Here is a 23212-nt window from a genome sequence, read left to right on the forward strand (position 1 = left end):
TGTACAGTATGAAGAAAAAAATTTTTTCTGCCTACTGAAATGCTTACAGAGAGCGGTTTTTTCTGCCCAGACAAAAAATCAGTAAAAAATATCCTTTTCTCGAACGTACGTTCTTGTATAATGGAAGTAATATACTTCTCTTTGAAGGGGATGTGACGCTGATGAATGATGAACAAAAAACAATCGCCCGCATGATAGCGGCGGAATGGGAAAAAGAAACGGAGGACTGGAAACAGAAGGAACGGCTTCTGCGTAAAGCCTGGGCAGAAAAGCATGAATTAAAACTAAGATGGAAAAATGAAGAACATGATGTAGTTACGACAGGGACATGTACGTATATTGATCATATTAAGCGGCTTATTCACTGGAAGGACGAGCGGGGCAGCTATTATAATATTTCCTTTGACCGGATTCTTTCCGTACAAAAAGGGCGTGAAGAATGGTGAAAAACAAAGAACTCGCTGTACTGTCTGCTTATCTGGATGAACAGATTGAGCATTTGACCAGCCGTACGCCCTACAGCAAGGAAGATGATCTGATTTGCCTGGGCGGCCGGCTTGCGTATCAGCAAATTCGTGCTGAAGTACAGAAAATAGCAGAACAGAAAGAAAATTACTATAAATAACCTGTTGAAAAAACGGTGAAGAAACAATTTATGGTATTCTGAGGGAAGAAGGTATTCAAAACCACTATGTGGATTTTGTAACCGTTATCTTGATGAGCTCAGGCCCGGGAGGGGACACCATGAAAATAGGAATGATTGGCATCGGGGACATTGCCAAAAAAGCGTATCTCCCCATTTTAAGCAACCTAAAAGACGTAGAACTGCACGTGTACACAAGAAACCCGGAGACGTTAAAAGAAATTGCTGATACGTATACGATACCTCACACGTATCAGCAGATGGACGAGTGGCTGAGCTGCGGTATGAAAGCGGCGTTTGTGCATACCGCCACCGTAGCGCATGAGCCTATTATCGATGCGCTGCTTGACATGGGCATCCACGTATATGTGGACAAGCCGATTACGTATCACGCCGAATCTGCCCAGCGGCTGCTCACCAAAGCCAAAGAGAAGCGGCTGCTGCTGATGACCGGCTTTAACCGCCGGCATGCACCTTCCTATCAAAAGCTGATGGAAGCAGAGGATACGAATATGATTATTGTTCAAAAGCATCGGGGTCACCAGGCAGCGGATGCCCGCACGTTTGTATTTGATGACTTTATCCATGTGATTGATACGATTTTGTATTTATTTCCGGAGACCATTGAAAACATGACGGTGAGCGGTAAAGGGGAATACGACCTTTTGCACCATGTGACTCTGCAGCTTGAGTCACCCAATGTGACAGCGCTTGGTATTATGAACCGTGAAGCCGGCACCACTCTGGAACGCGTGGACGTGATGAACCAGGAGCAGACCTTAACGGTAAGCAATGTCCGGGACGTGAGCGTGCATAAGGATAAAGACGTATGGCACCAGGGAGAAAACGACTGGGAATCCACGCTGAAAAAACGCGGATTTGAAACTATTACTACAACCTTTCTGGCTTTTGTGGAACAGGATATTATTCCGGAATACATGTATGAACAAGCCTGGGAAACTCATCAAATGGCTGAAGACGTTGTCCGTCACCTTACCAGTTCATAAATAAAAGCTCTGTCCTCCCTGCAGCTTCAGCAGAGAGACAGAGCTTTATTATGAAGGAAAGATGACATCGATCTCGTGCTGTTCGAAAAAATCGAGCCACTCCTCCGAAGGTTGTTTGTTGGTCAGCAGGCAGTCCACTTGTTCAAAAGGAAATGTTTTGACCAGAGAGACAGCGCCGAACTTTGTATGGTCGACAAGCAGAATAACCTGGCGGGCCTGATTCTGCATGTACTGCTTTAAATCAGCTTCCGGCTCATTTGTATCCATAATTCCCTGCGTCATGGAAATGCCTTTACAGCTGACGACAGCTGCATCTACGTTGTACTGCTGTACTGAACGGATGGCTGAGGGGCCCACCAGAGATCGCGAGTTTTTCCGAAGGCTTCCTCCGGTAGAAAACACGTCAAAGGATGAAAATGCAAAGTCCTGAAGAATAGATACGCTGTTTGTAATAATGGTGAGATGATCCCTGGACTGCTGAAGCACCTGCAAGGCTTCATACACCGTGGAACTCGTGTCAGCCATAATGGAAGAGCCGTCCTTGACGAGTGGCGGCACCAGCTGGGCGATAATTCTTTTTTCTTCTAAATTGATCGTATTTCTTGTCTGATACGGAAGATCCTCGCTCGTGCGATTATTGAGCGTGGCTCCCCCATAATTACGGGTAACAACACCTTCACGTTCAAGCTTTTCAAGGTCACGGCGAATGGTTTCCTCAGTGACGTTAAAGGTTGAAGCCAGGGGAGCAACGAATACTTTTTTATCACTATATAGGGTGGATAGAATCTTTTCTCTTCGTTCAAAAGCGAGCATACATGGTCCTCCTTATCACAGCTGAGGTCTTAAATCTTACTTTTACTAGTTACACTATAAGCATAAATCAGGCAGGAATACAGGCTTTTACGCAAAAATCTTTAAAAACAAAGCGTTTTTATACATAAAAGCTTCGTAATTAAACGTCATTTGTATTCCGTTTTAAATTTACAGCCATAGAAACCGGCTGGAATGACAAATGGAAAAGTGTGGGTTAAAGCTTCTTAACGAACCAAAATAATGGTATCATTAAGTATAAATACATATGTAATTGGAAATAAAAGTTAAAAAGCAAGCCTTTATAATGATAATGTACAAAAGGAGAAAATGCTGTTTTGAAAAAGATCTTTTTTGTAACAGCCGGGCTTCTGATCTTACTTATGGCAGGGGCAGGAGGATGGTTTGTAATGAAGTCAAACGCTTCGCTTGGTACAAACGCGGAGGCTTCCGGGCATTATATAGGTGCTTCGGTGCGCTGGGATCCGCTGGCAGATAATGAAAATTATAGGGCTCTGCTCGTTGAAGAATTCAGCAGTCTCACCGTAGAAAACGAAATGAAAATGGAGGCTGTGCAGCCTGAACGAGGAAATTACAGCTTTCAAAAGGCAGACGAAATTGTACAGACGGCGGAACAAAATAATATGAAGGTCCGCGGCCACCCGCTTGTATGGGGAGAAGCGCTGCCCGAATGGGTGCACAAAGAGGTAGTAGATGAACAAAGCGCTAAAGCAGTACTGAAGGATCATGTGCAGACCATGGCGGGGCACTACAGCGGACGCGTGCAGGAATGGGACGTCGTCAACGAAGCCTGGAACGACGACGGAAGCTACAGAGAAACAATCTGGTTTGAGTATATTGGACCGGAGTATATCCCTCTGGCCTTCAAATGGGCGCGTGAGGCAGATCCCGAAGCGAAGCTCTACTACAATGACTACGGAAATGAAATAAAAAATGAGAAAACAGATGCTATGTTTGAAGCCTTGAGCAGCTGGAAAAACGACGGTGTCCCAATTGATGGTATTGGCATGCAGACTCACATTGATGCTGCCGATCCAAGGTTTTCCAAAGAAAAAATGCAGGAAAACCTTAAACGCTGGGGGGAGGCTGGTTTTGAGACAGCTGTAACTGAAATGGATGTAAAACTGCAGAATCTGGATGCTCCCCGACAGGAACGTCTAAAGACCCAGGCAGATATTTATGCAGATGTGACGGGCGCCTGTATGGAGGAGTCCTCCTGCAGCGGCCTTACCGTCTGGGGCGTCGGTGATGCAGAAAGCTGGGTCACCGAACAGGAGTCAGAAAACGGAGAGCCGCTGCTGTTTGACAGCAGCTGGGAAGTAAAGCCTGCATATGACCATATGAAACGGACATTTATTTTTAATCCTATACTGTAACAGGGGGGCAGGACATGAACGACACATTCTGGTACATTCTGGCAGCAGAAATAATTGTACTAATGCTGCTTTATTTTTCAGCAAAAAAATGGACCTGGTCCCGGCATATACTGCTCTCTCTTTTTCTTATCGTCAATGCCGTCTATCTTTTTTGGAGAGCGGCCGAAACGATTCCTACACTGGGTATTATCAGCTTTATCGCCGGGATTCTGTTATTGGCTACAGAAGTAATGGGCTATTTCCAGGCAATCATGTTTACGATTTTATCCTGGAAACCGTTTAAACGAAAACATATTCCGCTCTCAAAGCTGGAAAGCCTGCTCACAGTCGATGTGTTTATCGCCACATATAATGAACCCGAAGACCTTCTAAAGCGGACCATGACTGCATGCACGATGATGCGCTATCCTGAGGAACTGCTAAGGGTATATGTCTGCGATGATGGGAAAAGGGAGTCTGTGCGCCGCCTTGCAGAAAGCCTGGGTGTGGGCTACATTTCCCGTCCCGGCAACGAGCACGCCAAGGCCGGCAACCTGAATGACGCGTTAACGAAAACCGACGGGGAAATCGTCGTTACAATGGACGCTGATATGGTGCCAAAGGCCGAGTTTCTCGAGCGCACCCTTGGGCAGTTCATGGACGAAAAAGTCTCCTTTGTTCAGGCGCCTCAGGTGTTTTATAACGCAGATCCCTTTCAGTACAATTTGTTTTTTGAAGACAACATTACCAATGAGCAGGATTTTTTCATGCGCCGGCTGGAAGAAGGAAAAGACCGCTTTAACGCTACCATGTACGTAGGCAGTAACGCTTTGTTCCGGCGGAAGTCGCTCGAGGATATTGGAGGATTTGCCACCGGGGTAATTACTGAGGATATGGCGACTGGGATGCTGCTTCAAACGGGAGAACAAAAAACGGTATTTGTGAATGAAACATTGGCCGTTGGGCTCGCCCCAGAAACATATGCCGATCTTTTAAAACAGAGAGACCGCTGGTGCCGCGGCAATATTCAAGTCACCCGGAAATGGAACCCAATGAAAATCAAAGGCCTTTCCTTTATGCAGCGGCTGTTGTATATGGATGGCATCAATTACTGGTTCTTCGGCGTTTATAAAATGATTTTCCTGCTGGCGCCTCTGTTGTTTTTGATTTTTTCCATCTACAGCCTGAACGCAGAGTTTGAAACGCTGGTGCTCTACTGGCTGCCGGCCTTTCTTTCATCGCAGCTGGCCTTCCGGTTAATGTCCGACCAAAAGCGGACGGTCCTCTGGAGCCATGTTTATGAAGTAGCAATGGCACCGTACATGGCAATCTCGGTAATTACGGAAGCGTTTATGCGGAAAAATATCAAGTTTAATGTCACAGCCAAGGGCATCCAAAACGACCGCCGGCAGTTTTTGTGGAGAGTCAGTATCCCGTATCTGATACTGCTTGCACTCACCTTTATTGCGCTGGCTAGAGTGGTACTGCATTTCACTACCTCTCTGACGATTTTTCAAAACGAAGACGTACTCTACATTAATATTTTCTGGATCCTCTACAATGCTGTAGCTCTTGTACTGGCATTAATGGTTTCAGTGGAGCGCCCGCGTTTTCGCGGAGCCGAACGGCACAAGGTGGATCTCGAGGGCACTGTGTCAGCCAGGGGGAGAACGCTTCCGTGCAAGGTGCTGGATTTGAGTGAAACCGGGGTACGTTTTGAAGTGGCGCACCCGGAAGCAAAGTCCTGGCTTTCACAGGAAGAAAACTTCATCCTCAGCGCCGGCCCGATTAACGGGATTCGCGTGCATAAGCTGTGGGTCGGCGGTCAGGCCGAGGCAGTGGCTGCTGCCGGTGGTAAATTTCAGAATGTCACTCTGGAGCAGTACCGTAGTTTAATCCAGGTCATGTTTTTAGAAATGACAGATATCTATACGAAGCGTATTTACGAGCGTTCTTCGCTCGGGAGAGCTTTTCTGAAGTTTTTCAGGGGCACGGAAAAACAGCCGGCTCAGGCAAAGCGGATGACTGTCCGGGAGCAGGTGAACATGTCTGCAACTGTAAAAGTAAATAATGTTATTTATGAAGCGGTAGTCAAGGATTACAGCATGAGCGGCTGCCGGGTGCAGGTAAAAAACGTCAAAAGCATTCAGCCGGGAGATATTGTCTATATTTCCGGGAAAGAGGATCATTTTCCGGATAACTACGCGCGCACCCAATGGATCCAGCAGCGCGGCCGAAAAACGTGGGTAGGAATGCAGTTTTTACAGGAAAGCATCAGCAGTCAGTCCTCAAGCATCAGTTGAACAATGCAAAAAAGGAAGGTTCCCGCGAATGGTAGCCTTCCTTTTATTATGGCTTTTAACCCGAATATAAAGTTATAAGCTGTTACAGGAAAAAAACGGACTGCCCTGGGGCAGCCCAACTCAGCTTTCTTCCGGGGAAGCGTGGGAGGATTTTCCGTGACGGCGGTGATAAATAACGTTCAGCTCAGCACCTATCATTAAAATCATGCCGGTCAGGAAAAACCAAAGCATCAGAATAATAATACCACCAAGGCTTCCGTAGGTGGCAGAGTAGTTGCCGAAGTTGCTGACGTAAAAGGAAAACGCGAGAGATATCAGCTGCCACAGCACCGCAGCTGTGATAGCACCGGGCAGAATTTCCTTCCACTTTAATGTTTTATTTGGTGCAAAACGATACAGCACGAGAAGAACAGCAGACATTACGGTCAGGGCGACAACCCACCGGAGAATTTGAAACAGCAGCTCGGTCTGCGGCGGGAGGCTGACGACAGAGTTGATAAAATCAATGATCAGGTTGCCGAATATAGGAAGAATAAGAGCGGCAGCAAGCGCAATAATCATGCCGAGCGTCAGTGCAATAGAAATGCCGCGGACTTTAAGGAAGGAGCGCGTTTCTTCGATATCGTATGCAGTGTTGGAGGCGTTAATGAAGGCGTTGATCCCATTTGAAGCCGACCATAACGCACCGATCAGACCGATAGTGAAAAGTCCGCCCCGCGGTGTTTCCACGATACTAAGAATATTGTCCTCGAGCACAGAAGTCATGCCGCTCGGGGCGGTATTCTGTACAAGCGTGACGACGGCCTGGGAATCAATATTAAGAAAGGGAAGAATGGTAAGTATTAAAATCATCATTGGAAAGATGGAAAGCAGGTAATAGTAGGATTGGGCGGCAGCAAGTAACGGGACATCGTCCTTTTTAAATTCGCCCATGAGTTCTTTGGCATAGGATTTGATGGTATTCATATGTTATACCCCTCTCTTTACAGCTTGGCGATACGTACTTATACAAAGCCTTTCCTTACCGTACCACCAGGAGGACAAGCTTAAACTGCCGGGCGAGGGGGCTGATCATAATTATTGTAACAAAAGGTTTTATAGGGCAGAATAAAGCAGAGAGCAAAAGGGGGAAAAAGAATGATTTATATTAACAGCCGGGCGTTTCAGGAAGAGACAATACTAAGAAACGAGCAGACGGAAGAAGGAAAGTGGATCGTCGAATTTACGTTTCAGGTTACGCATGAGGAGTATCATGATGTGACGGTATTATTGTACGAAAATGACTTTAATGTGCAGGTGGGAGAATCGGACCCCTTTCAGGCTGGGATTCTGCAGTATTCCACAGATACGGTGAATCTTTATGAACCGGGGAGCACGAGCCGCTATACGCTGGCGTTGATTGGAAAATAACCGAAGAGCCGCGGCTCTTCGGTTAGCTTTTGGAATAATCTTTAATGTGATAGGCTTCGGCAAGCTTTTCATTATCCTTCTGGTATTTCAGCTGCAGTACCTTTTGAAGATTCACAGGGAGCGAGTACCTTTTATAATGAAGGGCAAAGCTCGCGTTATTCTGAAGCAGGCGCCGCGGAGACACAGTGCCGATCTTCGGAATGTCGACGACGGGGATTTTACCGTTTGGATTCAGCGGTGTTTTAACAAAATAATTCAGCTTGCGGGCGAGTACCGCCTGCATGACTCCGTAGCTGCGGTTCAGCTTTGAGCGGTTGTATTTTGGCACACGGTCGATGCCCATATACTGAAGCAGCTGCAAAATTTGGCCGTATTCATCATTTCGAAAGCTTTCGTACTGCAGCAGGTAATAGTTATCCGGCCCGAAAAGCTCTTCTATTTTCTGGAGATAGCGGTAATAGTGGTAATGGTCCAGAATACCGTGGTCCTCCCAGTCTTTAAACAAAGCTTTGGCGCTCTTGTATCCGCCCTGATGGAGATATTGAACGTAGAGGGAGGTCAGCAGGTCAATCTGATCCCGCACCCCGACAATAATATGGGTGTCATATGTATCTGCTGGAAATGTGCGGCGGAGGTCCTCAAGCACCCTTAGATTGTTTTTGGATTTCTTTTGGGAAAACGGGCTGCCGGAAAGGCCTTCATAAGAGATAAGCACCGGATTATCCGTCTCCATGAAAGCTTCGATATTCGTACGGATGGTATGAATGTTTTCATCGCTCAGCCGTTTCAGCCGTAAGTCGTACAGCTCCTGATTAATTCGTTTTTTCCGTATGTATTTGATTTCCTGTTTTAGCTTGGGATATACATTCTGCTGTAAAAACGTAGTCGCTGTCTTATGAAAACCAATATGTATAAACACTTTTTTTCGCATAGGTTCCTCCGCATAGTTTGTTTAATTATTATTATCATCATAACGAAAAATAAGAAGCTCCGCAAAGCGTTTATCCGGCTAAAGTAATAATAAATAAAAAAGAGCACAGGCACAGCTTTATGCCTGTTACTCGTATGACTTCTTTTCGAGCTCCGGATGTTCGCTGAGCTGCTGAAGAAGCTCTTTCGGAGAGTCGGAAACAATAATTTTATCGCGGTGGTCGGCAGGGAGAAACTGCTCCTGCTCCATATGATTGAAAAATTGAAGCAGGTGATCATAATAATGGTGAACGTTTAAAAGTGCGCACGGTTTTTGGTGCACACCGATCTGGGCCCATGTAAACATTTCAAAAAACTCTTCAAGAGTCCCCGGGCCGCCTGGCAGCGCTATGAATCCATCGGCCAGTTCGGCCATTTTGGCTTTTCGTTCATGCATCGTAGATACTTTATAAAGCTTACTCAGGGAAGGATGGGCAATCTCCCGTTCCACGAGTTTATCCGGTATAACGCCTATAACTTCGCCGCCGGCTTCGAGCGCAGCATCTGCGAGGCGGCCCATCGTTCCTACATTGGATCCACCGTAGACCAGTGTGCGACCAGAGGAGGCTATCTCTTTGCCAAGAGCTGCTGCTGAATCTTTATATATGGGATCGCTTCCAAGGCGGGAGCCGCAAAATACAGCAATGCTTTTCATCAGGCATCTCTCCTTTAATATCTCAATCATTGAATAGTATAGCACGAGTGAAAAAAGAGAAAGAACAGCCAAATTTTTCATGTTAAGATAAATAAGACAGTTGAAAAGGGGGCGTGAATGACATGGGTTCCCAGCAGGATCAGCCTATTGTCCGCATGGTGCAGCAGCATATAACCGGCCGGCCGGTATCCCTTCACGTGCCCGGTCATAAAAACGGCACCGTTTTTCCGGCGTCGCTAACGGAATGGGAAAAAATACTTCCTTACGACCTGACAGAAATCGCCGGCCTCGACGATCTTCATGAGCCTGAAGAAGGGATTGCGGAAGCCGAACATTTAGCGGCAGAGGTGTTTGGGGCCGCGAAAACGTGGTTCTTAATTAACGGCTCTACAGCGGGAAACCTTGCGATGGTGATGGCCGCCTTTTCTCCGGGAGATCAGGTGCTTGTGCAGCGTGACGCTCACAAGTCAGTGATGAATGCGGTAAAGCTTGCCGGAGCCCGGGCCGTGTTTGCACGGCCTGAAATAGACGAAACGACGCAGCTTTCAATCGGCATTTCCCGGGAAATACTGGCAGATGCGTGGGCCCGTTATCCGTCATTAAAAGGGGTAATCATCACCTCCCCGTCGTATGAAGGGTGGAGCAGCGATATTTCCTCCCTTGCAGAGTTCGTGCACGGACATAATGGGGTACTGCTTGTGGATGAAGCCCATGGAGCCCACTTTGCCGCAAGTCCACAGCTTCCAAAAGAGGCTCTCGCCCAGGGGGCAGACGTGGTCGTCCAGTCCGCGCATAAAATGCTGCCAGCTCTCACGATGAGTGCATATCTGCATGCGTCCGGCTCCCGGGTTTCCCGTGAACGCCTCTCCTATTATTTGCGGATGCTGCAGTCGAGCAGCCCTTCATATCTGCTGCTCGCTTCGCTCGATGCGGCCCGTCATTATGTACATACAATACAGCATAAGGGATGGGGGGCCGAACAGCTTTACGCCCAAAAGCGCGAGCTTGAAGCAGTCATCGGCAGCAGACTGATACAGCCGCCGGAGCATGTAGCCGCCGATCCGTTAAAATGGTTGGTACCGGTGCCAGAAGGATATACAGGATGGGAGGTGCAGGAGGCCCTCGAACAGGAAGACATCTATTCAGAGCTTGCCGGCAGCAGCTATGTACTCTGGGCTCTGCCCCTGACCAACGAACACATCAACATCCCCTTAGAGGCAGTCAAGAGAGTGTGGGAAGGGCTTGAGCCCCGGGACGTTAAAAGGACCCCTTCCTTTTCCATGTCTGAATTGTTTCCCCGGTTCTCCGAAGGCACCTGGGAGGAAGAGCCTGGCGGCGAAGAATGGATCCTGCTTGAAAGTGCAGAAGGAAGAAATGCAGCAGCGCCGCTGGTGCCCTATCCCCCGGGGATTCCTCTCTGGCTTGAAGGAGAATATGTGGATGGCGAAAGAATTCGCTATGCCCGTGACCTTCTGCAGAATGGGGGACGCCTGCAGGGCGGAAGGAAAGAAGATGACCGCTTTTTCGTAAAAGTGAAACACAGGAAGAAAGGATAGAGCCATATGCATGACACCAGTAAAGGAAGGTTCATTACGTTAGAAGGAGGAGAAGGGTCCGGAAAGTCCACAGTGATTACCGCTCTCGAAAAGTGGCTGCAGGAAGAGGGCTTCAAGGTGTTAAAAACGAGGGAGCCGGGGGGCATTCCGATTGCAGAAAAAATCCGGAGCCTGGTGCTCGAGCCGGAATATGCAGAGATGGATGCACGCACAGAAGCCCTTTTATACGCTGCTGCAAGACGCCAGCATTTGGTGGAACGGGTTTTCCCGGCTCTTGCCGAAGGAGCTGTTGTGCTCTGCGACCGTTTTGTGGACAGCAGCCTAGCCTATCAGGGGGCAGCCAGGGGTCTTGGTATAGATGAAGTGGCAGCCGTAAATGAATTTGCGATTGAAGGGCGTATGCCCGATCTCACGCTGCTGCTTGATGTAGATCCGGAGGAAGGGATAGCAAGAATCCAGCGGGCCGAAGAAAGAGAATGGAACCGCCTGGATAATGAAGCTGCCCGTTTTCATACGAGGGTACATGAAGCGTATATGACACTTGCGGAGAAATATCCGGTACGTATTAAAAAAATCGATGCCAAAAAGCCGCTTGAAGAAGTGATTAAGGACTGCAGGGAAAAGGTACAGGCCTACCTGGATGTAAAAAGTTGAGGAAAAATACAAATTCAGTACATACAATAAAATAAAAAAGGGAAAAGACAATTAGGAAAATATCGCAAAGAAGGAAGGAGCCGGACAGATGATTGCTATTTTATACGTAAGTATCGCTATCATTGTGTTGGCGCTTATCTGGTTAGTTATCGGTGTTGTTCAGGCTGTTAAAGCAGCATCCTCCCAGATGAAAACCATCAATGAAACAATGGAGCGGATTCAAAAGAAAACAGACGGCTTGATTAATGAGTCGGAAACATTGACCCAGCGCCTGGAGGTTATTAACGATTCCGTCAACCGGGACATGGAGGCGATCCAGGAGCTTACAAATACGCTGAAGGGTTCCAAAGAAGCCGTAGGAAAATATCATATAGCGACACGTGCAGTGGCTACCGAAACGCTTCATGAGAATCAAAAGCGTACGAAGGAAAATGAACAGGTGGCCCAAATACGTGACATCGGTGACACGGTGGTCGACCTGTACGCTAAATGGAAAAACCGTAAACAAGCATAGAAAAAAGCAGTCAGGGGAGCGGATCCCTGCTGCTTTTTTTACTGGGAGGAAGCTTTATATTCGCGAATATAAAGCCGGTAGGATTGGATGCCAGCGAATAGAAATAAAATCCCCGTACATATAAAGAGCGGCGCGACAAGTCCGGAGCAGATGGCAGCGATCCATGGGTAGGACGCCTCTCCAAAATGGCAGAAGCCCCATAGCCCCAGGGCAACAGTAGTGCTTACCGCCCCGACCAGAAACGGGCGGTATTTTTTATACGCAGCAATAATAAACCAGCCGCCAAACAAAGTGTAGAAAAAACCAATCACATATACGTTGACTGCTTTTTGGGCCGCCCCGAGCCCGGCAGAGAGTAGCGAATCTCCGGCTTGATCCATATTAACGGGAACCACTTCATCGGCCCCGGATGCGCTGTTCACAATACGCAGTTCATACTCCGCAGGCTCCTCCGGCCAGTTTTTCTGGTGCATGTAGGCAATATCATCTGACTGATGAAAAAAAGAAGGAGAAGCAACATTGTTTTCATGGCTGGTTAATCTTTTGGCCTGCATTTCTTTTAGGTCATATAAAAATAAATCGTACTGGTAGTTTTGCTCCTGGCTCGAAGCAACGTTGGTTGTATAGGCATAGCGGCTTTCTGACGGCGAGGCTGTCGGATTGTAAAGCCCCCCGGGGAGGTTGTTCGCGAATTCGATATGCTCCTCATATACTTTGTTATTCAGCGTCTTCATTCCCACGTGCATTTCATCATCGGGGCCTTCCGTGTAAGTATACAGAAGTATATTGCCCGTAGCGTCCGGAGAGATGTTTCCCATTAAATACTTGCTTTCACGGGTGATTTTTTTGTAAGCGCCTCCGCCGGCAGGCATGGAGTAGATGCTAAATCCTGCCTCTGTACTCCGGTCGGCAGATTTCCAGGCGTCCGCAGGCATGCCTAAAAAGTAAATGAGCTGGCCATCCGGGGAGTAGGCAGCATCGCGCACGTGGAGTTCACTGCCAGTTAAACGTTCATGCTGGCTGCTTTTTGTCTCTGCTGTATAAAGAGAGCGAACCGAATCATTTTGCTCCGATAAAAATAGAATGCTCTCCGGCGACTGCGGATGGAAAGAAGGAGAGAATTGCGGCTGATTCAGATCAGTAAGCGGCTCAGGATTTTTGCCATCAGCAGTTGAGGTATATATTTTTTCCTGGCCGTTCGTGATATATGTGAACGCTAATTTATCATCAGAAGGAGCGACAGACACGCTGCTTCCCATTCCGTCAAAGGACCGGTAAGGGTCTTCTGCCTTGGAATAACCGATAGCTGTAGAACTTATTAATAAAACGGCAGTAATAAGAACGGCCCGGAGCAGCCAGCGGGGAAAGCGCATGAGTCCAACTTCCTTTCTTCTTTAATCTGATGGTTCGGTAATGCCATAAATAGGAAACTGTTACTTGAAGTATTCCATATTTTGCTGCTGGCATCAATTCCAGTGTGTTTATTCCTGAATATTGATCAAAAAGTCTTAGGCTTAAGGATTGGAATAATTATTCAAAAAATGGCTGTTTCGTTGGCGTGCTTCACTTTTTGCTGCATATACAGTAAAATAAAAGTAATAAATAATGTGGATTTGGATGAAATAGGAGGTACGGAGCATGAAGCTGCTAGTGGCTGTGGTGCAGGATAAAGATAGTAACCGGTTGTCTAATGCGCTGGTGGAAGCAAATTTTCAGGCAACCAGGCTCGCGAGTACGGGAGGATTTTTGAAAGCCGGAAGCACTACGTTTTTAATCGGTGTCGAAGACGAGCAGGTGGATGAAGTCAAAAAAGTCATCCAGGAAAACTGCAAAACCCGGGAACAGCTCGTCGCTCCTGTTTCGCCTATGGGCGGAAATGCAGATTCCTACGTTCCCTACCCTGTGGAAGTGCAGGTCGGCGGGGCGACCGTTTTTCAATTAAACGTGGAAGAGTTTGAAAAATATTAAAGACGGAGAGATTAACATGAGTTGGGAAGCCATGCAGGAAGAACAGCCTACAGTCATGTCGCTGTTGGAAAAAAGCATGAATAAAGACCGCGTGGCCCATGCTTATATATTTGAGGGAAAAGCGGGTGCCGGCAAGCGTGAAACAGCGCTTCTAATGGCACAGCGCTTTTTTTGCATAGAAAAAATCGGTCCGGCGCCGTGCGGGGACTGCCGGGAATGCCGCAGAATTACGCACGGCAACCATTCGGAAGTAATGTTTTTACAGCCGGAAGGCGCTTCAATCAAAAAAGCACAGGTGGAAATGCTTCAAAAAGAATTTACCTACAAAGGAATGGAAGCCCGTTTAAAAATTTATATTATTGAAGACGCTGACCGTATGACGGCCAGTGCGGCCAACAGTCTGCTGAAGTTTCTCGAAGAACCGGAAAGCCCGACACTGGCCATTTTATTAACAGAGAATGCGCATTTCCTCCTGGACACTATTCAGTCCCGTGCCCAAAAGATTTCGTTCTCTCCCCCTTCCATTGAACGGCGCCGCCGTCTGTTCCAGGAAAGGGAGGGCACAGGGGAAATTGCAGCCGGCCTGCTTGCAAAGCTTCCTCATGTGCCGGAGCGTGAAAGCGAGGCAGCACTGGCTGAGTGGATTGTACAGGGTCGAAATCTAGTGATACAATTAACAGAAGAGGTGCATCAGCGCCTTCACAGTGCATTATTGACACTACAGGATAAATGGCTTGGACATTTTTCAGATAGAGAAGAACTGGACATCGGCTTAGATATGCTGCTTTTTTGGTATCGCGACCTTCTGTCGATCACATACGGTTCGGATGACATCACATACTTCGATCAAAAAGCGACGTTGGAACGAGTAGCCCTTCGTTTTTCAGAAATGGAGGTCGTTGCCCGACTGCAGGCAATTTTAGAAGCAAAGCGCCGGCTCCGGGCCAACGCGAATGCGCAGCTTCTGATGGAACAGCTGCTGATCCAGTTACAGGAGGGATCATGACATTGCATGATGTAGTAGGCGTCCGGTTTAAAAAGGCGGGAAAGATTTATTACTTTTCCCCAAACGGCCATGACGCGCAGGTAGAAAACTGGGTCATAGTAGAAACGGCCAGAGGAATTGAGTACGGAAAAGTAGTGCTTGAAAATAAGCAGGTCAGCGGCGATGATGTCGTATTGCCGCTTAAAAAGGTTATGAGGCTTGCCGATGAGGATGATCATGCCGCTGTAAAAGAAAACAAACAGCTTGAGCAGGAAGCCTACGATCTCGGCTGTGAAAAAATTTCGACACATCAGCTGGATATGAATCTGGTGAACGTGGAATATACCTTTGACCGGAATAAGATTTTGTTTTATTTCACGGCAGAAGGCCGGGTGGATTTCCGCCAATTGGTGAAGGATTTAGCTTCCCAGTTTCGTACGAGGATTGAACTCCGGCAGATTGGTGTCCGGGATGAAGCCAAAATGCTCGGTGGGATTGGTCCGTGTGGAAGAATGCTTTGCTGTTCGACGTTTCTCGGGGATTTTGAGCCGGTTTCCATTAAAATGGCAAAGGATCAGAATCTTTCCTTAAATCCGGCAAAGATTTCCGGCCTGTGCGGCAGGCTTATGTGCTGTTTGAAATATGAAAATGATCATTATGAAACAGCCAAGCGTGAAATGCCGGACGTTGGCGAGCATATTAATACCCCGGAAGGCAAAGGAAAAGTGGCCGGTATCAATATTTTAGAACGTCTCGTACAGGTGAACTACGCAGAAGAAGAGAGAGTATTGGAATTTTCGCTGGACGAGCTGCTTGATGAAGGCTTCATCGCAGGATAACAGTTAAACGGACGGAGAAGGTGGGAGTGCGAGTGGATAAAAAAGAAATCTTCTCCCAGGTGATTCATATGGAAGAGCGGATCGGAAGGCTCCATGATGAACTGGGAGAGCTCAAAGAACAGCTGGCGATGCTGATTGAAGAGAACCAGGCACTCGTACTTGAAAATCAGCATCTGCGTCAGCGGGTGGAAGACAGCGGTGAGGGAATACAGGAAAAGGAATTAGCCGGAGGCGCGTCTCAGCCTGGGCCGAGCCGCATTCAGACGAGCAGCATGGGGGAGGGCTATGACAATCTTGCCCGCCTGTACCATGAAGGCTTCCACATTTGTAATATGCATTACGGCAGCCTGCGGACGGATGGGGACTGCTTATTCTGCCTCTCCTTTTTAAATCAAAAATAAAAAAATCCATCTGGAACCGCCTGTCTGTAAAGACAAGCGGTTTCGTTTATATCTTCAGGACACACAGCGAGCTTTTTCAGCGAGGAGGGCATGCAGATGATCAGGCTGGTACAAGAGGAGGACTACGAAGCGGTGCGACGGGTGGCTGAGCTCACCTGGGAGCATACGTATAAGAATTTAATACCGGCCCGGACGAGAGAGGCGTTCATTGACGCTGCGTATTCTAAAAAAATGTTTGATATTAAGCGTGGAGAGTCCATATTTTTAGCTGCAGTTACCGAAAGCGTTCTGATAGGCTATATTAACGTGCTCCAGCAGGAGGAGGCAGAGCTGGCAGCTCTTTACGTACTCCCTGGGTATCAGCGGTCCGGCTGGGGGCAAAAACTGTTCGATGCCGGAATGGGACGCATTTCTGCCGAAAAGAAGACGATGACAGTGTATGTGGAAGAGGGAATACCCGGGCTGAAGCTTTTTACAGGAAGCAGGGCTTCCGGGAAACGGAGCGCTTCACAGAAATGTTTATGGAAACGCCGTTAAAAACGATAAAAATGAAAAGAAGGCTGTCCGTGTGAAGAAAGGCTTGAACGGTCTTTTACCGAAATGGCCGGTATTACAATAAAAGCAATGCGAAAGGACTGGATCATCAATGGACGATACTTCAAAAAGCATCAAGGAAAACGTTCAGGCTCGCACAATAACCCTTCGGGACGGCACGGAGCTTCCGTCGCTTGGCCAGGGTACATGGCATATGGGAGACAATGCCGGGCTGAGGGAGCAGGAAATAGAAGCATTACGTACGGGACTTGATTATGGAATGACGGTTATTGATACAGCTGAAATGTACGGCGGTGGTAAGGCAGAGGAACTCGCCGGAGAGGCATTGAAAGGAAGAAGAGAGGAAGCCTTTCTTGTTTCTAAGGTTCTTCCCAATAACGCAGACGGCGAAAAACTTGAAAAAGCATGTGAAGGGTCGCTCAGCCGTCTCGGCGTAGAACAGCTGGATTTGTATTTACTCCATTGGCGCGGAAGTGTTCCTTTCGAAGAAACGGTGAAGGGGATGGAAAAATTAAAAGCAGATGGAAAAATCAAGCGATGGGGCGTTTCCAACCTGGATACCCGGGAGATGAAAGAGCTGCTCTCGCTTGAGCACGGAGATAATGCCGTCTGCAATCAAGTGCTATATCATCTGGCTTCACGGGGAATTGAGTTTGATCTGATGCCGTGGATGAAGGAGCAGCGGATGCCGGTAATGGCATACTGCCCACTGGACCAGGGAGGAGGGCGTACGCTTATAGAAAGCCGTACCCTGCAGAGAATCGCTGAACGACGGAGCATGACTCCGCTGCAGATTGCGCTCGCCTGGACCATTCATTCAGGAATGGTGTTAAGCATTCCGAAAACGTCCAATCCGGAGCATGTGCGGGAGAATGCCGAAGCGGCGAGTGTGACACTGACAAATGAAGAAATCGAAATGCTTGATCAGGCTTTTCCGAAGCCGCAGACAAAACAACCGCTCGACATCGTGTAGCTGCCAGCCGGCCTTTTCGTATGAGAAGGCCGGTTTTTATGCCGGATCGAGAAGAAATAGGCTGCAGGCATGTGCTAAAATATAAATAATTCTTTACGCGGGCAGAAATGTGCAAGGAGTCTTTTGATGAAAACTATTTTACGCTACGCGCGTCCGTATAAAGCAGCAGCAGTGTTGTCTTTTTTTCTGATTTTAATTGAATTATCAGTGGAACTATTCCAGCCGCTTCTTCTTGCAAGGCTGATCGATGACGGCCTGGCAAACAATGATATCGGTCTGGTGGTGGGCCTTGGGCTTGCGATGGCGGGCCTGGCCCTGCTCAGCTTCGGTGTCGGGATTTTGAACTGTTTTTTCGCTGATCATGTCGGGCACAGCACCGGCTTTGATCTGCGCAATGAAATGTATAAGCGTATTCAGGAGTCGAGTCTGGAGAATCTGCAGGATTTCCCGCAGTCCTCGCTGCTTACCAGGCTCACTAACGATATTACCCAGGTACAAAACATGATTGTGATGCTGCTCCGGTTTATGCTGCGTTCGCCGCTTTTACTAATTGGCGCGACTGTCATGGCTTTTGTGGTAAATGTCCGAATGGCGCTCATACTTGTAATCTTTATTCCTTTTTTATTGCTTATACTTGCATGGCTGATGACAAAAGGAATGACTTATTTCGGCAGCCTGCAAAAACGTATTGATGCGGTAAACAGAGTAATGAAGGAAAACCTTGGCGGTCTAAGGCTTGTACGGGTTTTTGGCCGTGAGCAGCATGAAATTAAACGTTTTTTTGTACAGAATGAAGCTTTACAGGCTAGCGCTCTTAAAGCTTTTCGTTATACAGCTCTTACTTCGCCCATCCTGCTTTTTTTAATGAATGCAGCGATTGTGCTCATGCTTTGGATTGGGGGATCTGCCGTGCAGAACAACGAGGCCCAGGTAGGTGAGGTGGTAGCGGTGGTTAACTATGCTACAAGAATGACTGGCGCGCTTGGGGTTGTCGGTATGCTGATTACGCTGCTTGCACGGGCCAGAACTTCCGCCTCGCGGATTGAAGAGGTGCTCGAAGGCACCGAAAAAGAAAATTCCGGGCAGGAGGAAGTAAAAGAAGAAGGAAGTATAAATGTTGAATTTGAGAATGTAACTTTTGCTTATAGTGACACCCGGGTTCCGGCTCTGAATAATGTGACGTTCCACGTGAAACACGGCGAGCAGATGGCGGTTCTCGGGGCGACCGGGGCCGGTAAATCCTCTTTGTTCCAGTTAATGCTTCGTTTATACGAACCGGTCAGTGGCCGTCTTTTTATTGATAATTCGGACATCAGGGACCTCGACATTGCTTCGTTAAGAACGCAGATTGGCTATGTGCCCCAGGAGGCGAAATTATTTTCAGGGACGATCCGGGAAAATATTCAGTGGGGGCTTGAGGAAGCTGGAGCTGAGGAAATAAGCAAGGCGGTGAAAGCGTCTCAGCTTGAGGAAACGATCCGGGCTCTTCCCGAGCAGGAGCAGACGATGATCGGCCAGAATGGCGTAAACCTCTCGGGTGGCCAGAAGCAGCGGGTGACTATTGCCCGGGCGCTGCTGCGGAACCCGGGGCTGCTGCTCCTGGATGACAGCACCAGTGCGCTGGATGCGGAAACGGAGGCTGAATTCCTGGAGGCCCTTGAAGCGTACCCATGCACCTCTATTTTAGTGACTCAAAAGCTTTCCACGGCGCTAAAGGCGGATAAAATGCTGCTTCTCGAGCACGGGGAAGTCATCGGGTTCGGTACTCATGAAGAGCTGTATAATGAGTCTGCATTCTACAGGCAGCTGTATCAATCACAGTACGGGAAGGAGGCGGCGACATGAAAAAGCGTTGGATTACCTCGCCGTTTCAATATAAACACCCGGACATTGACCCCTCACAGGCAGACGGCCGCCCGGACACCGAGCGGATACAGAACTGGAAACGCACCACAGCCAGGCTCTGGTCTTACCTGGCCGTTCAGAAATGGCGGCTGACAGCTGTTTTTGTCTGTGTTCTTTTTACTGCTGCCTTTATGCTCTCGGGACCGCTGCTTCTCGGCCATATTGTGGACCAGTATTTAGTGCCGCAGCAGCTCGAAGGGCTTGGAACGATACTTTTGCTGTTGTTTGCTGTATACGTTGGGTGGGGTGTCATGAGCACCATCCAGACGTACATGATGATTTCTCTTGCCCAGCAGGCCGTTTTTAAGCTTCGTTATCACCTTTTTTCCCATCTGCAGACACTGCCGCTTTCGTTTTTTGACAAACGGCAGCATGGATCCATTATGAGCAGAATGACGAACGATATGGATAACATATCAACTACTTTAAACACGTCAGTCGTACAGATCATGACCAGCCTGTTAACGTTTACCGGAATTCTCGTTATCATGCTGGTGATCAGCCCGCTTCTCACCTTTTTTACGCTTTTGTTTCTGCCGGTCATGTTTTTTGGTCTGCGCTGGATTACGAGGCGCACAAGACTGTTGTTTCAAAAGCAGCAGCAGGCGGTTGGGGCAGTGAACGGGTATGCCGAAGAAACGATTTCCGGACAGTCGATCGTGAAGGTGTTTTCTAAAGAGCCGCGTGTCATGAGGAACTTTGAACAGGAAAGCGACACCCTCCGTCATGCCGGATTTTGGGCTCAGACATATTCTGGCTTTATCCCGAAATGGATGAATTTTTTAAACAATATTAATTTCGCGGTCACTGCAGGAGCCGGAGGCATTTTGGCATATTATGGTGTCGGTGCGGTTACCATTGGCACAATCGTGATTTTTGTGGAATATTCCCGTCAGTTTACCCGGCCGCTGAGTGACCTGGCGAACCAGTTTAATGCTCTTTTCGCGGCGCTTGCCGGGGCAGAGAGAATTTTTTCCTTTCTGGACGAAAAAGCAGAGGACCACCGGGAGAAAGAAGGAACAGCACACACTGTTTCGGGGGAAGTGGAGTTTCAGGATGTATCGTTTGGCTATGAAAATGAAAAGGTGCTTCGCGGCATTGATTTTCATGTAAATGCCGGCGAAACAGCTGCTTTTATAGGACCCACCGGTTCTGGAAAAACCACCGTTATGAATTTAATCATCGGCTTTTATACGGCGGAAGCCGGCGAGGTCTACGTGGATCACACCCCTCTTTCCGAATGGAATATTAAGCACCTTCGGCAGCAGATGAGCGTAGTTCTGCAGGATGATTTTCTGTTTGAAAAAACTGTAATGGAAAACATACGCTATGGTAATCTGGATGCTTCGGATGAAGAAGTGATAGAAGCGGCGAAGGCAGCCAATGCCCATGCATTTATCGAACGGCTGCCGGAAGGGTACCAGACGATGCTTGGAAAGGAAGGAAGTGGCTTCAGTCATGGGCAGCGGCAGCTGCTTTCCATCGCCAAGGCAGTTTTGTCCGACCCAAAAATTCTGATTCTTGATGAAGCAACTTCAAGCGTGGATACAGTAACAGAAATGAGAATACAGGAGGCGCTGGGGCGTTTAATGAAAGGGCGTACTTCTTTTGTAGTAGCCCACCGTTTAAATACTATTGAAAAAGCAGATATCATCTATGTAATGGACAATGGAGAAATTGCAGAACAGGGAACGCACAGTGAGCTTCTTCGACAGCAGGGACGGTATGCAGCTTTTCAGCAGGCCAATCAACAGAAGGTGGATATATGAAAAAAACTGTGAAACAATATAAAATCAGGGGGCGTAGGCAGTGAAAGAGGTATTACAAGAAGGAGAGAGATTCGACCATACCCCTTCTAAAAAGCCTATTATTCAACATGAAAATGCTTTTGCGTTTTCCATTGACTCGGTGCTGCTTGCGTATTTTTGCTCTGTGCCGAAAACTGTTGGGAAGATTATCGACCTTGGCACCGGCAACGGGATCATCCCTCTGTTATTAACAGAGCGGAGCCGTGTTCCTGTGAGAGGTATAGAAAGACAGCCGGAGCTGTGTGATATGGCGGTACGGACGATGGCCATGAATGAAGTGGACGGGCAGGTTACCGTTCAGCAGGCAGACGTACGGACGGTTCGTTCGAGGTATCACGGTGATCAGTGGTCGCTGGTGACGTGCAATCCTCCTTATTTTGATACCAGCCGGCTGGCAATGAAAAATAAGCAGGAAAAGCTGGCAAACGCGCGCCACGAGGAGCACGGAAGCCTGGAGGAATTTGTCCGGGGCGCCGCATTTTTAGCCAAGCAGAAGGGAAAGGTGGCTATGGTTCTTCGTCCGGAAAGGCTTGCAGAGCTGCTTAGTTATTACCAGAAATACCGGATCGAGCCGAAGCGGATACAGTTTGTTCATCCAAAGGCAGAACGGGCGGCAAATATCGTGATGGTGGAGGGAATAAAGGCCGGCAGGCCCGGTTTGGAATGTCTTCCCGCGATTATTGTATATAACGCGGACGGACAGTATACAGAGGAGTTTCAGGCGTACTATGGAACAAGGTAAGCATGCTGTCTATATACTGCAATGCCGGGACGGGAGCCTGTACACCGGCTATACAAACAATCTGCGAAAGCGGCTCGAAGCCCACAATGCAGGCCGGGGGGCGAAGTATACGAAGGGGAGGGGGCCTGTGAGGCTCGTTTATTTTCAGGACTTCCCTACAAAAGCAGAGGCGATGCGGGAGGAATACCGCATTAAGCAGCTGCCCCGCAGTCACAAACAACGGTTAATGAAGGAGGCACACGATGACCCAGCAGTTCAGCTTTCAAGCTACTGAAAATACTGGCATGCTCTATTTAGTGCCAACACCGATTGGGAATTTAGAGGATATTACTTTTCGGGCGGTCCGTATACTTCAGGAAGCGGAATATATTTTGGCCGAGGATTCGAGACAGACAAAAAAGCTTACTCAGCACTATCAGATAGATACGCCTTTGGAGAGCTACCATGAGCATAACAAGCGCCAAAAGCAGGAGAAAATTCTGCAGTGGCTCACAGAGGGAAGACAGGTGGCGATGGTAAGTGATGCCGGCACGCCGCTGGTATCGGATCCGGGGGATGAACTTGTGCAGGAATGCATTGCGCACGGAATACCGGTAGTGCCGCTTCCGGGTGCAAGTGCTCTTCTGCCAGCTCTGACGGCTTCCGGGCTCGGGGGCGGCGGCTTTTATTTTCATGGGTTTCTCCCGCGAAAGAAAAAAGACATACGCACGGTTTTGCACCAGCTTCCGTCAGGCGTACCAATCGTTTTGTATGAATCGCCGTACCGTCTGCTCGGGACCATCCACTTTCTATATGAAGAATGGGGGGACGTGCCGGCTGTCGTAGCTAGAGAATTAACGAAGAAATATGAAGAGTTTGTCCGTGGCACCCTGCTTGAAGCAGCTGCTGCTTTTGAAGACAGAGACATTAAAGGGGAGTGCGTATTAATTGTAGAGAAGCCTGTGTCGGATGAATCCGAAGAAGAGGACCATGGGCCGATGGAGGAGGAGGTCCGGAAATACGTGGAAGCGGGTGCTTCAAGCAAGGAAGCGATTAAAAAAACTGCCCAGCGCCGAAATGTTAAAAAGCAGGAAGTATACGCAGCTTACCACGGGTTAAATAAATCATAAAAAAAGAGCCTTCCCCCAAAAGGAAAGGCT

The 23212-nt window shown here is 48.1% G+C and carries 25 protein-coding genes; 20 read left to right on the top strand and 5 right to left on the bottom strand.

Features of this window, described 5'->3' with window-relative positions; genetic code table 11:
- Positions 1–161 precede the first annotated feature (161 nt).
- From SIC45_RS15710 to SIC45_RS15720, 3 genes are all read left to right on the top strand, one after another.
- The gene (locus tag SIC45_RS15710; protein WP_319632866.1) at positions 162–446 is read left to right on the top strand and encodes a hypothetical protein; all 285 of its coding nucleotides are present in this window, start codon (positions 162–164) and stop codon (positions 444–446) included.
- The gene (locus SIC45_RS15715; protein WP_319632867.1) at positions 440–625 is read left to right on the top strand and encodes a hypothetical protein; all 186 of its coding nucleotides are present in this window, start codon (positions 440–442) and stop codon (positions 623–625) included. Before SIC45_RS15710 ends, SIC45_RS15715 begins: the two co-directional genes overlap by 7 nt.
- Positions 626–744: 119 nt before the next feature.
- Positions 745–1650, top strand: coding sequence for a Gfo/Idh/MocA family oxidoreductase (locus SIC45_RS15720; RefSeq protein WP_319632868.1), 906 nt, complete (start codon positions 745–747; stop codon positions 1648–1650).
- Positions 1651–1698: 48 nt separating this feature from the next.
- On the opposite strand, the gene SIC45_RS15725 is transcribed toward SIC45_RS15720, so the two are convergent.
- Positions 1699–2463: a DeoR/GlpR family DNA-binding transcription regulator gene (locus tag SIC45_RS15725; RefSeq protein WP_319632869.1), complete on the bottom strand. Its 765-nt coding sequence runs from the start codon at positions 2461–2463 to the stop codon at positions 1699–1701.
- Positions 2464–2870: 407 nt separating this feature from the next.
- On the opposite strand from SIC45_RS15725, the gene SIC45_RS15730 reads away from it, so the two are divergent.
- Positions 2871–3857: an endo-1,4-beta-xylanase gene (locus SIC45_RS15730; protein WP_319632870.1), complete on the top strand. Its 987-nt coding sequence runs from the start codon at positions 2871–2873 to the stop codon at positions 3855–3857.
- A 14-nt stretch (positions 3858–3871) separates the two neighbouring features.
- Positions 3872–6139: a glycosyltransferase gene (locus SIC45_RS15735; RefSeq protein WP_319632871.1), complete on the top strand. Its 2268-nt coding sequence runs from the start codon at positions 3872–3874 to the stop codon at positions 6137–6139.
- Between the two features lie 120 nt (positions 6140–6259).
- Here the strand turns inward: SIC45_RS15735 and SIC45_RS15740 are convergent, their stop codons facing one another.
- Positions 6260–7105 (bottom strand): YihY/virulence factor BrkB family protein, encoded by an 846-nt coding sequence (locus tag SIC45_RS15740; RefSeq protein WP_319632872.1) that lies wholly within the window; start codon positions 7103–7105, stop codon positions 6260–6262.
- 171 nt (positions 7106–7276) lie between these two features.
- Here SIC45_RS15740 and SIC45_RS15745 point away from each other — a divergent pair, with 171 nt between their 5' ends.
- Positions 7277–7549 (top strand): DUF3219 family protein, encoded by a 273-nt coding sequence (locus tag SIC45_RS15745; RefSeq protein ID WP_319632873.1) that lies wholly within the window; start codon positions 7277–7279, stop codon positions 7547–7549.
- Positions 7550–7571: 22 nt separating this feature from the next.
- Here SIC45_RS15745 and SIC45_RS15750 read toward each other — a convergent pair whose 3' ends face one another.
- Both SIC45_RS15750 and SIC45_RS15755 read right to left on the bottom strand, forming a co-directional pair.
- Complete coding sequence (locus SIC45_RS15750) at positions 7572–8480, bottom strand: sulfotransferase (protein WP_319632874.1); 909 nt, start codon at positions 8478–8480, stop codon at positions 7572–7574.
- A 126-nt stretch (positions 8481–8606) separates the two neighbouring features.
- Complete coding sequence (locus tag SIC45_RS15755; protein ID WP_319632875.1) at positions 8607–9173, bottom strand: TIGR00730 family Rossman fold protein; 567 nt, start codon at positions 9171–9173, stop codon at positions 8607–8609.
- Positions 9174–9295: 122 nt separating this feature from the next.
- Here SIC45_RS15755 and SIC45_RS15760 point away from each other — a divergent pair, with 122 nt between their 5' ends.
- The 3 genes from SIC45_RS15760 (at position 9296) to SIC45_RS15770 (ending at position 11897) form a co-directional block, all read left to right on the top strand.
- Positions 9296–10729 (top strand): aminotransferase class I/II-fold pyridoxal phosphate-dependent enzyme, encoded by a 1434-nt coding sequence (locus SIC45_RS15760; protein WP_319632876.1) that lies wholly within the window; start codon positions 9296–9298, stop codon positions 10727–10729.
- A gap of 6 nt (positions 10730–10735) precedes the next feature.
- Positions 10736–11383 carry a dTMP kinase gene (tmk, locus tag SIC45_RS15765; RefSeq protein ID WP_298786900.1) on the top strand — a complete coding sequence of 216 codons (648 nt, stop codon included), beginning with the start codon at positions 10736–10738 and terminating at the stop codon, positions 11381–11383.
- Positions 11384–11471: 88 nt separating this feature from the next.
- Positions 11472–11897, top strand: a complete 426-nt coding sequence (locus tag SIC45_RS15770; protein ID WP_091615078.1) for a DUF948 domain-containing protein — start codon at positions 11472–11474, stop codon at positions 11895–11897.
- A 38-nt stretch (positions 11898–11935) separates the two neighbouring features.
- On the opposite strand, the gene SIC45_RS15775 is transcribed toward SIC45_RS15770, so the two are convergent.
- Positions 11936–13270, bottom strand: a complete 1335-nt coding sequence (locus tag SIC45_RS15775; protein WP_319632877.1) for a hypothetical protein — start codon at positions 13268–13270, stop codon at positions 11936–11938.
- Positions 13271–13535: 265 nt separating this feature from the next.
- On the opposite strand from SIC45_RS15775, the gene SIC45_RS15780 reads away from it, so the two are divergent.
- From SIC45_RS15780 to rsmI, 11 genes are all read left to right on the top strand, one after another.
- Positions 13536–13865 carry a cyclic-di-AMP receptor gene (locus SIC45_RS15780; protein ID WP_091615072.1) on the top strand — a complete coding sequence of 110 codons (330 nt, stop codon included), beginning with the start codon at positions 13536–13538 and terminating at the stop codon, positions 13863–13865.
- 16 nt (positions 13866–13881) lie between these two features.
- On the top strand, positions 13882–14871 hold the full coding sequence (holB, locus tag SIC45_RS15785) for a DNA polymerase III subunit delta' (protein WP_319632878.1): 990 nt from the start codon (positions 13882–13884) through the stop codon (positions 14869–14871).
- Between the two features lie 2 nt (positions 14872–14873).
- Positions 14874–15689, top strand: a complete 816-nt coding sequence (locus SIC45_RS15790; protein WP_298786910.1) for a stage 0 sporulation family protein — start codon at positions 14874–14876, stop codon at positions 15687–15689.
- A gap of 32 nt (positions 15690–15721) precedes the next feature.
- Entirely contained in the window at positions 15722–16090 is a 369-nt protein-coding gene (gene yabA / locus SIC45_RS15795) for a DNA replication initiation control protein YabA (RefSeq protein ID WP_298786911.1), read from the top strand.
- 96 nt (positions 16091–16186) lie between these two features.
- A complete protein-coding gene (locus tag SIC45_RS15800) occupies positions 16187–16627 on the top strand; it encodes a GNAT family N-acetyltransferase (RefSeq protein ID WP_319632879.1) in 441 nt (146 codons plus the stop codon).
- Between the two features lie 109 nt (positions 16628–16736).
- Positions 16737–17618: an aldo/keto reductase gene (locus SIC45_RS15805; RefSeq protein ID WP_319632880.1), complete on the top strand. Its 882-nt coding sequence runs from the start codon at positions 16737–16739 to the stop codon at positions 17616–17618.
- A 126-nt stretch (positions 17619–17744) separates the two neighbouring features.
- Complete coding sequence (locus SIC45_RS15810; protein WP_319632881.1) at positions 17745–19463, top strand: ABC transporter ATP-binding protein; 1719 nt, start codon at positions 17745–17747, stop codon at positions 19461–19463.
- Complete coding sequence (locus tag SIC45_RS15815) at positions 19460–21292, top strand: ABC transporter ATP-binding protein (RefSeq protein ID WP_319632882.1); 1833 nt, start codon at positions 19460–19462, stop codon at positions 21290–21292. The genes SIC45_RS15810 and SIC45_RS15815 overlap by 4 nt, the downstream gene beginning before the upstream one ends.
- Positions 21293–21332: 40 nt before the next feature.
- Positions 21333–22073 (top strand): tRNA1(Val) (adenine(37)-N6)-methyltransferase, encoded by a 741-nt coding sequence (locus SIC45_RS15820; RefSeq protein WP_319632883.1) that lies wholly within the window; start codon positions 21333–21335, stop codon positions 22071–22073.
- Positions 22060–22347 (top strand): GIY-YIG nuclease family protein, encoded by a 288-nt coding sequence (locus tag SIC45_RS15825; protein WP_298786922.1) that lies wholly within the window; start codon positions 22060–22062, stop codon positions 22345–22347. Before SIC45_RS15820 ends, SIC45_RS15825 begins: the two co-directional genes overlap by 14 nt.
- Positions 22316–23182 carry a 16S rRNA (cytidine(1402)-2'-O)-methyltransferase gene (rsmI, locus tag SIC45_RS15830; protein ID WP_319632884.1) on the top strand — a complete coding sequence of 289 codons (867 nt, stop codon included), beginning with the start codon at positions 22316–22318 and terminating at the stop codon, positions 23180–23182. Before SIC45_RS15825 ends, rsmI begins: the two co-directional genes overlap by 32 nt.
- The last annotated feature ends 30 nt before the right edge of the window (positions 23183–23212 follow it).

Source organism: Marinococcus sp. PL1-022 (assembly GCF_033845285.1).
Taxonomy (GTDB): Bacteria; Bacillota; Bacilli; order Bacillales; family Marinococcaceae; genus Marinococcus.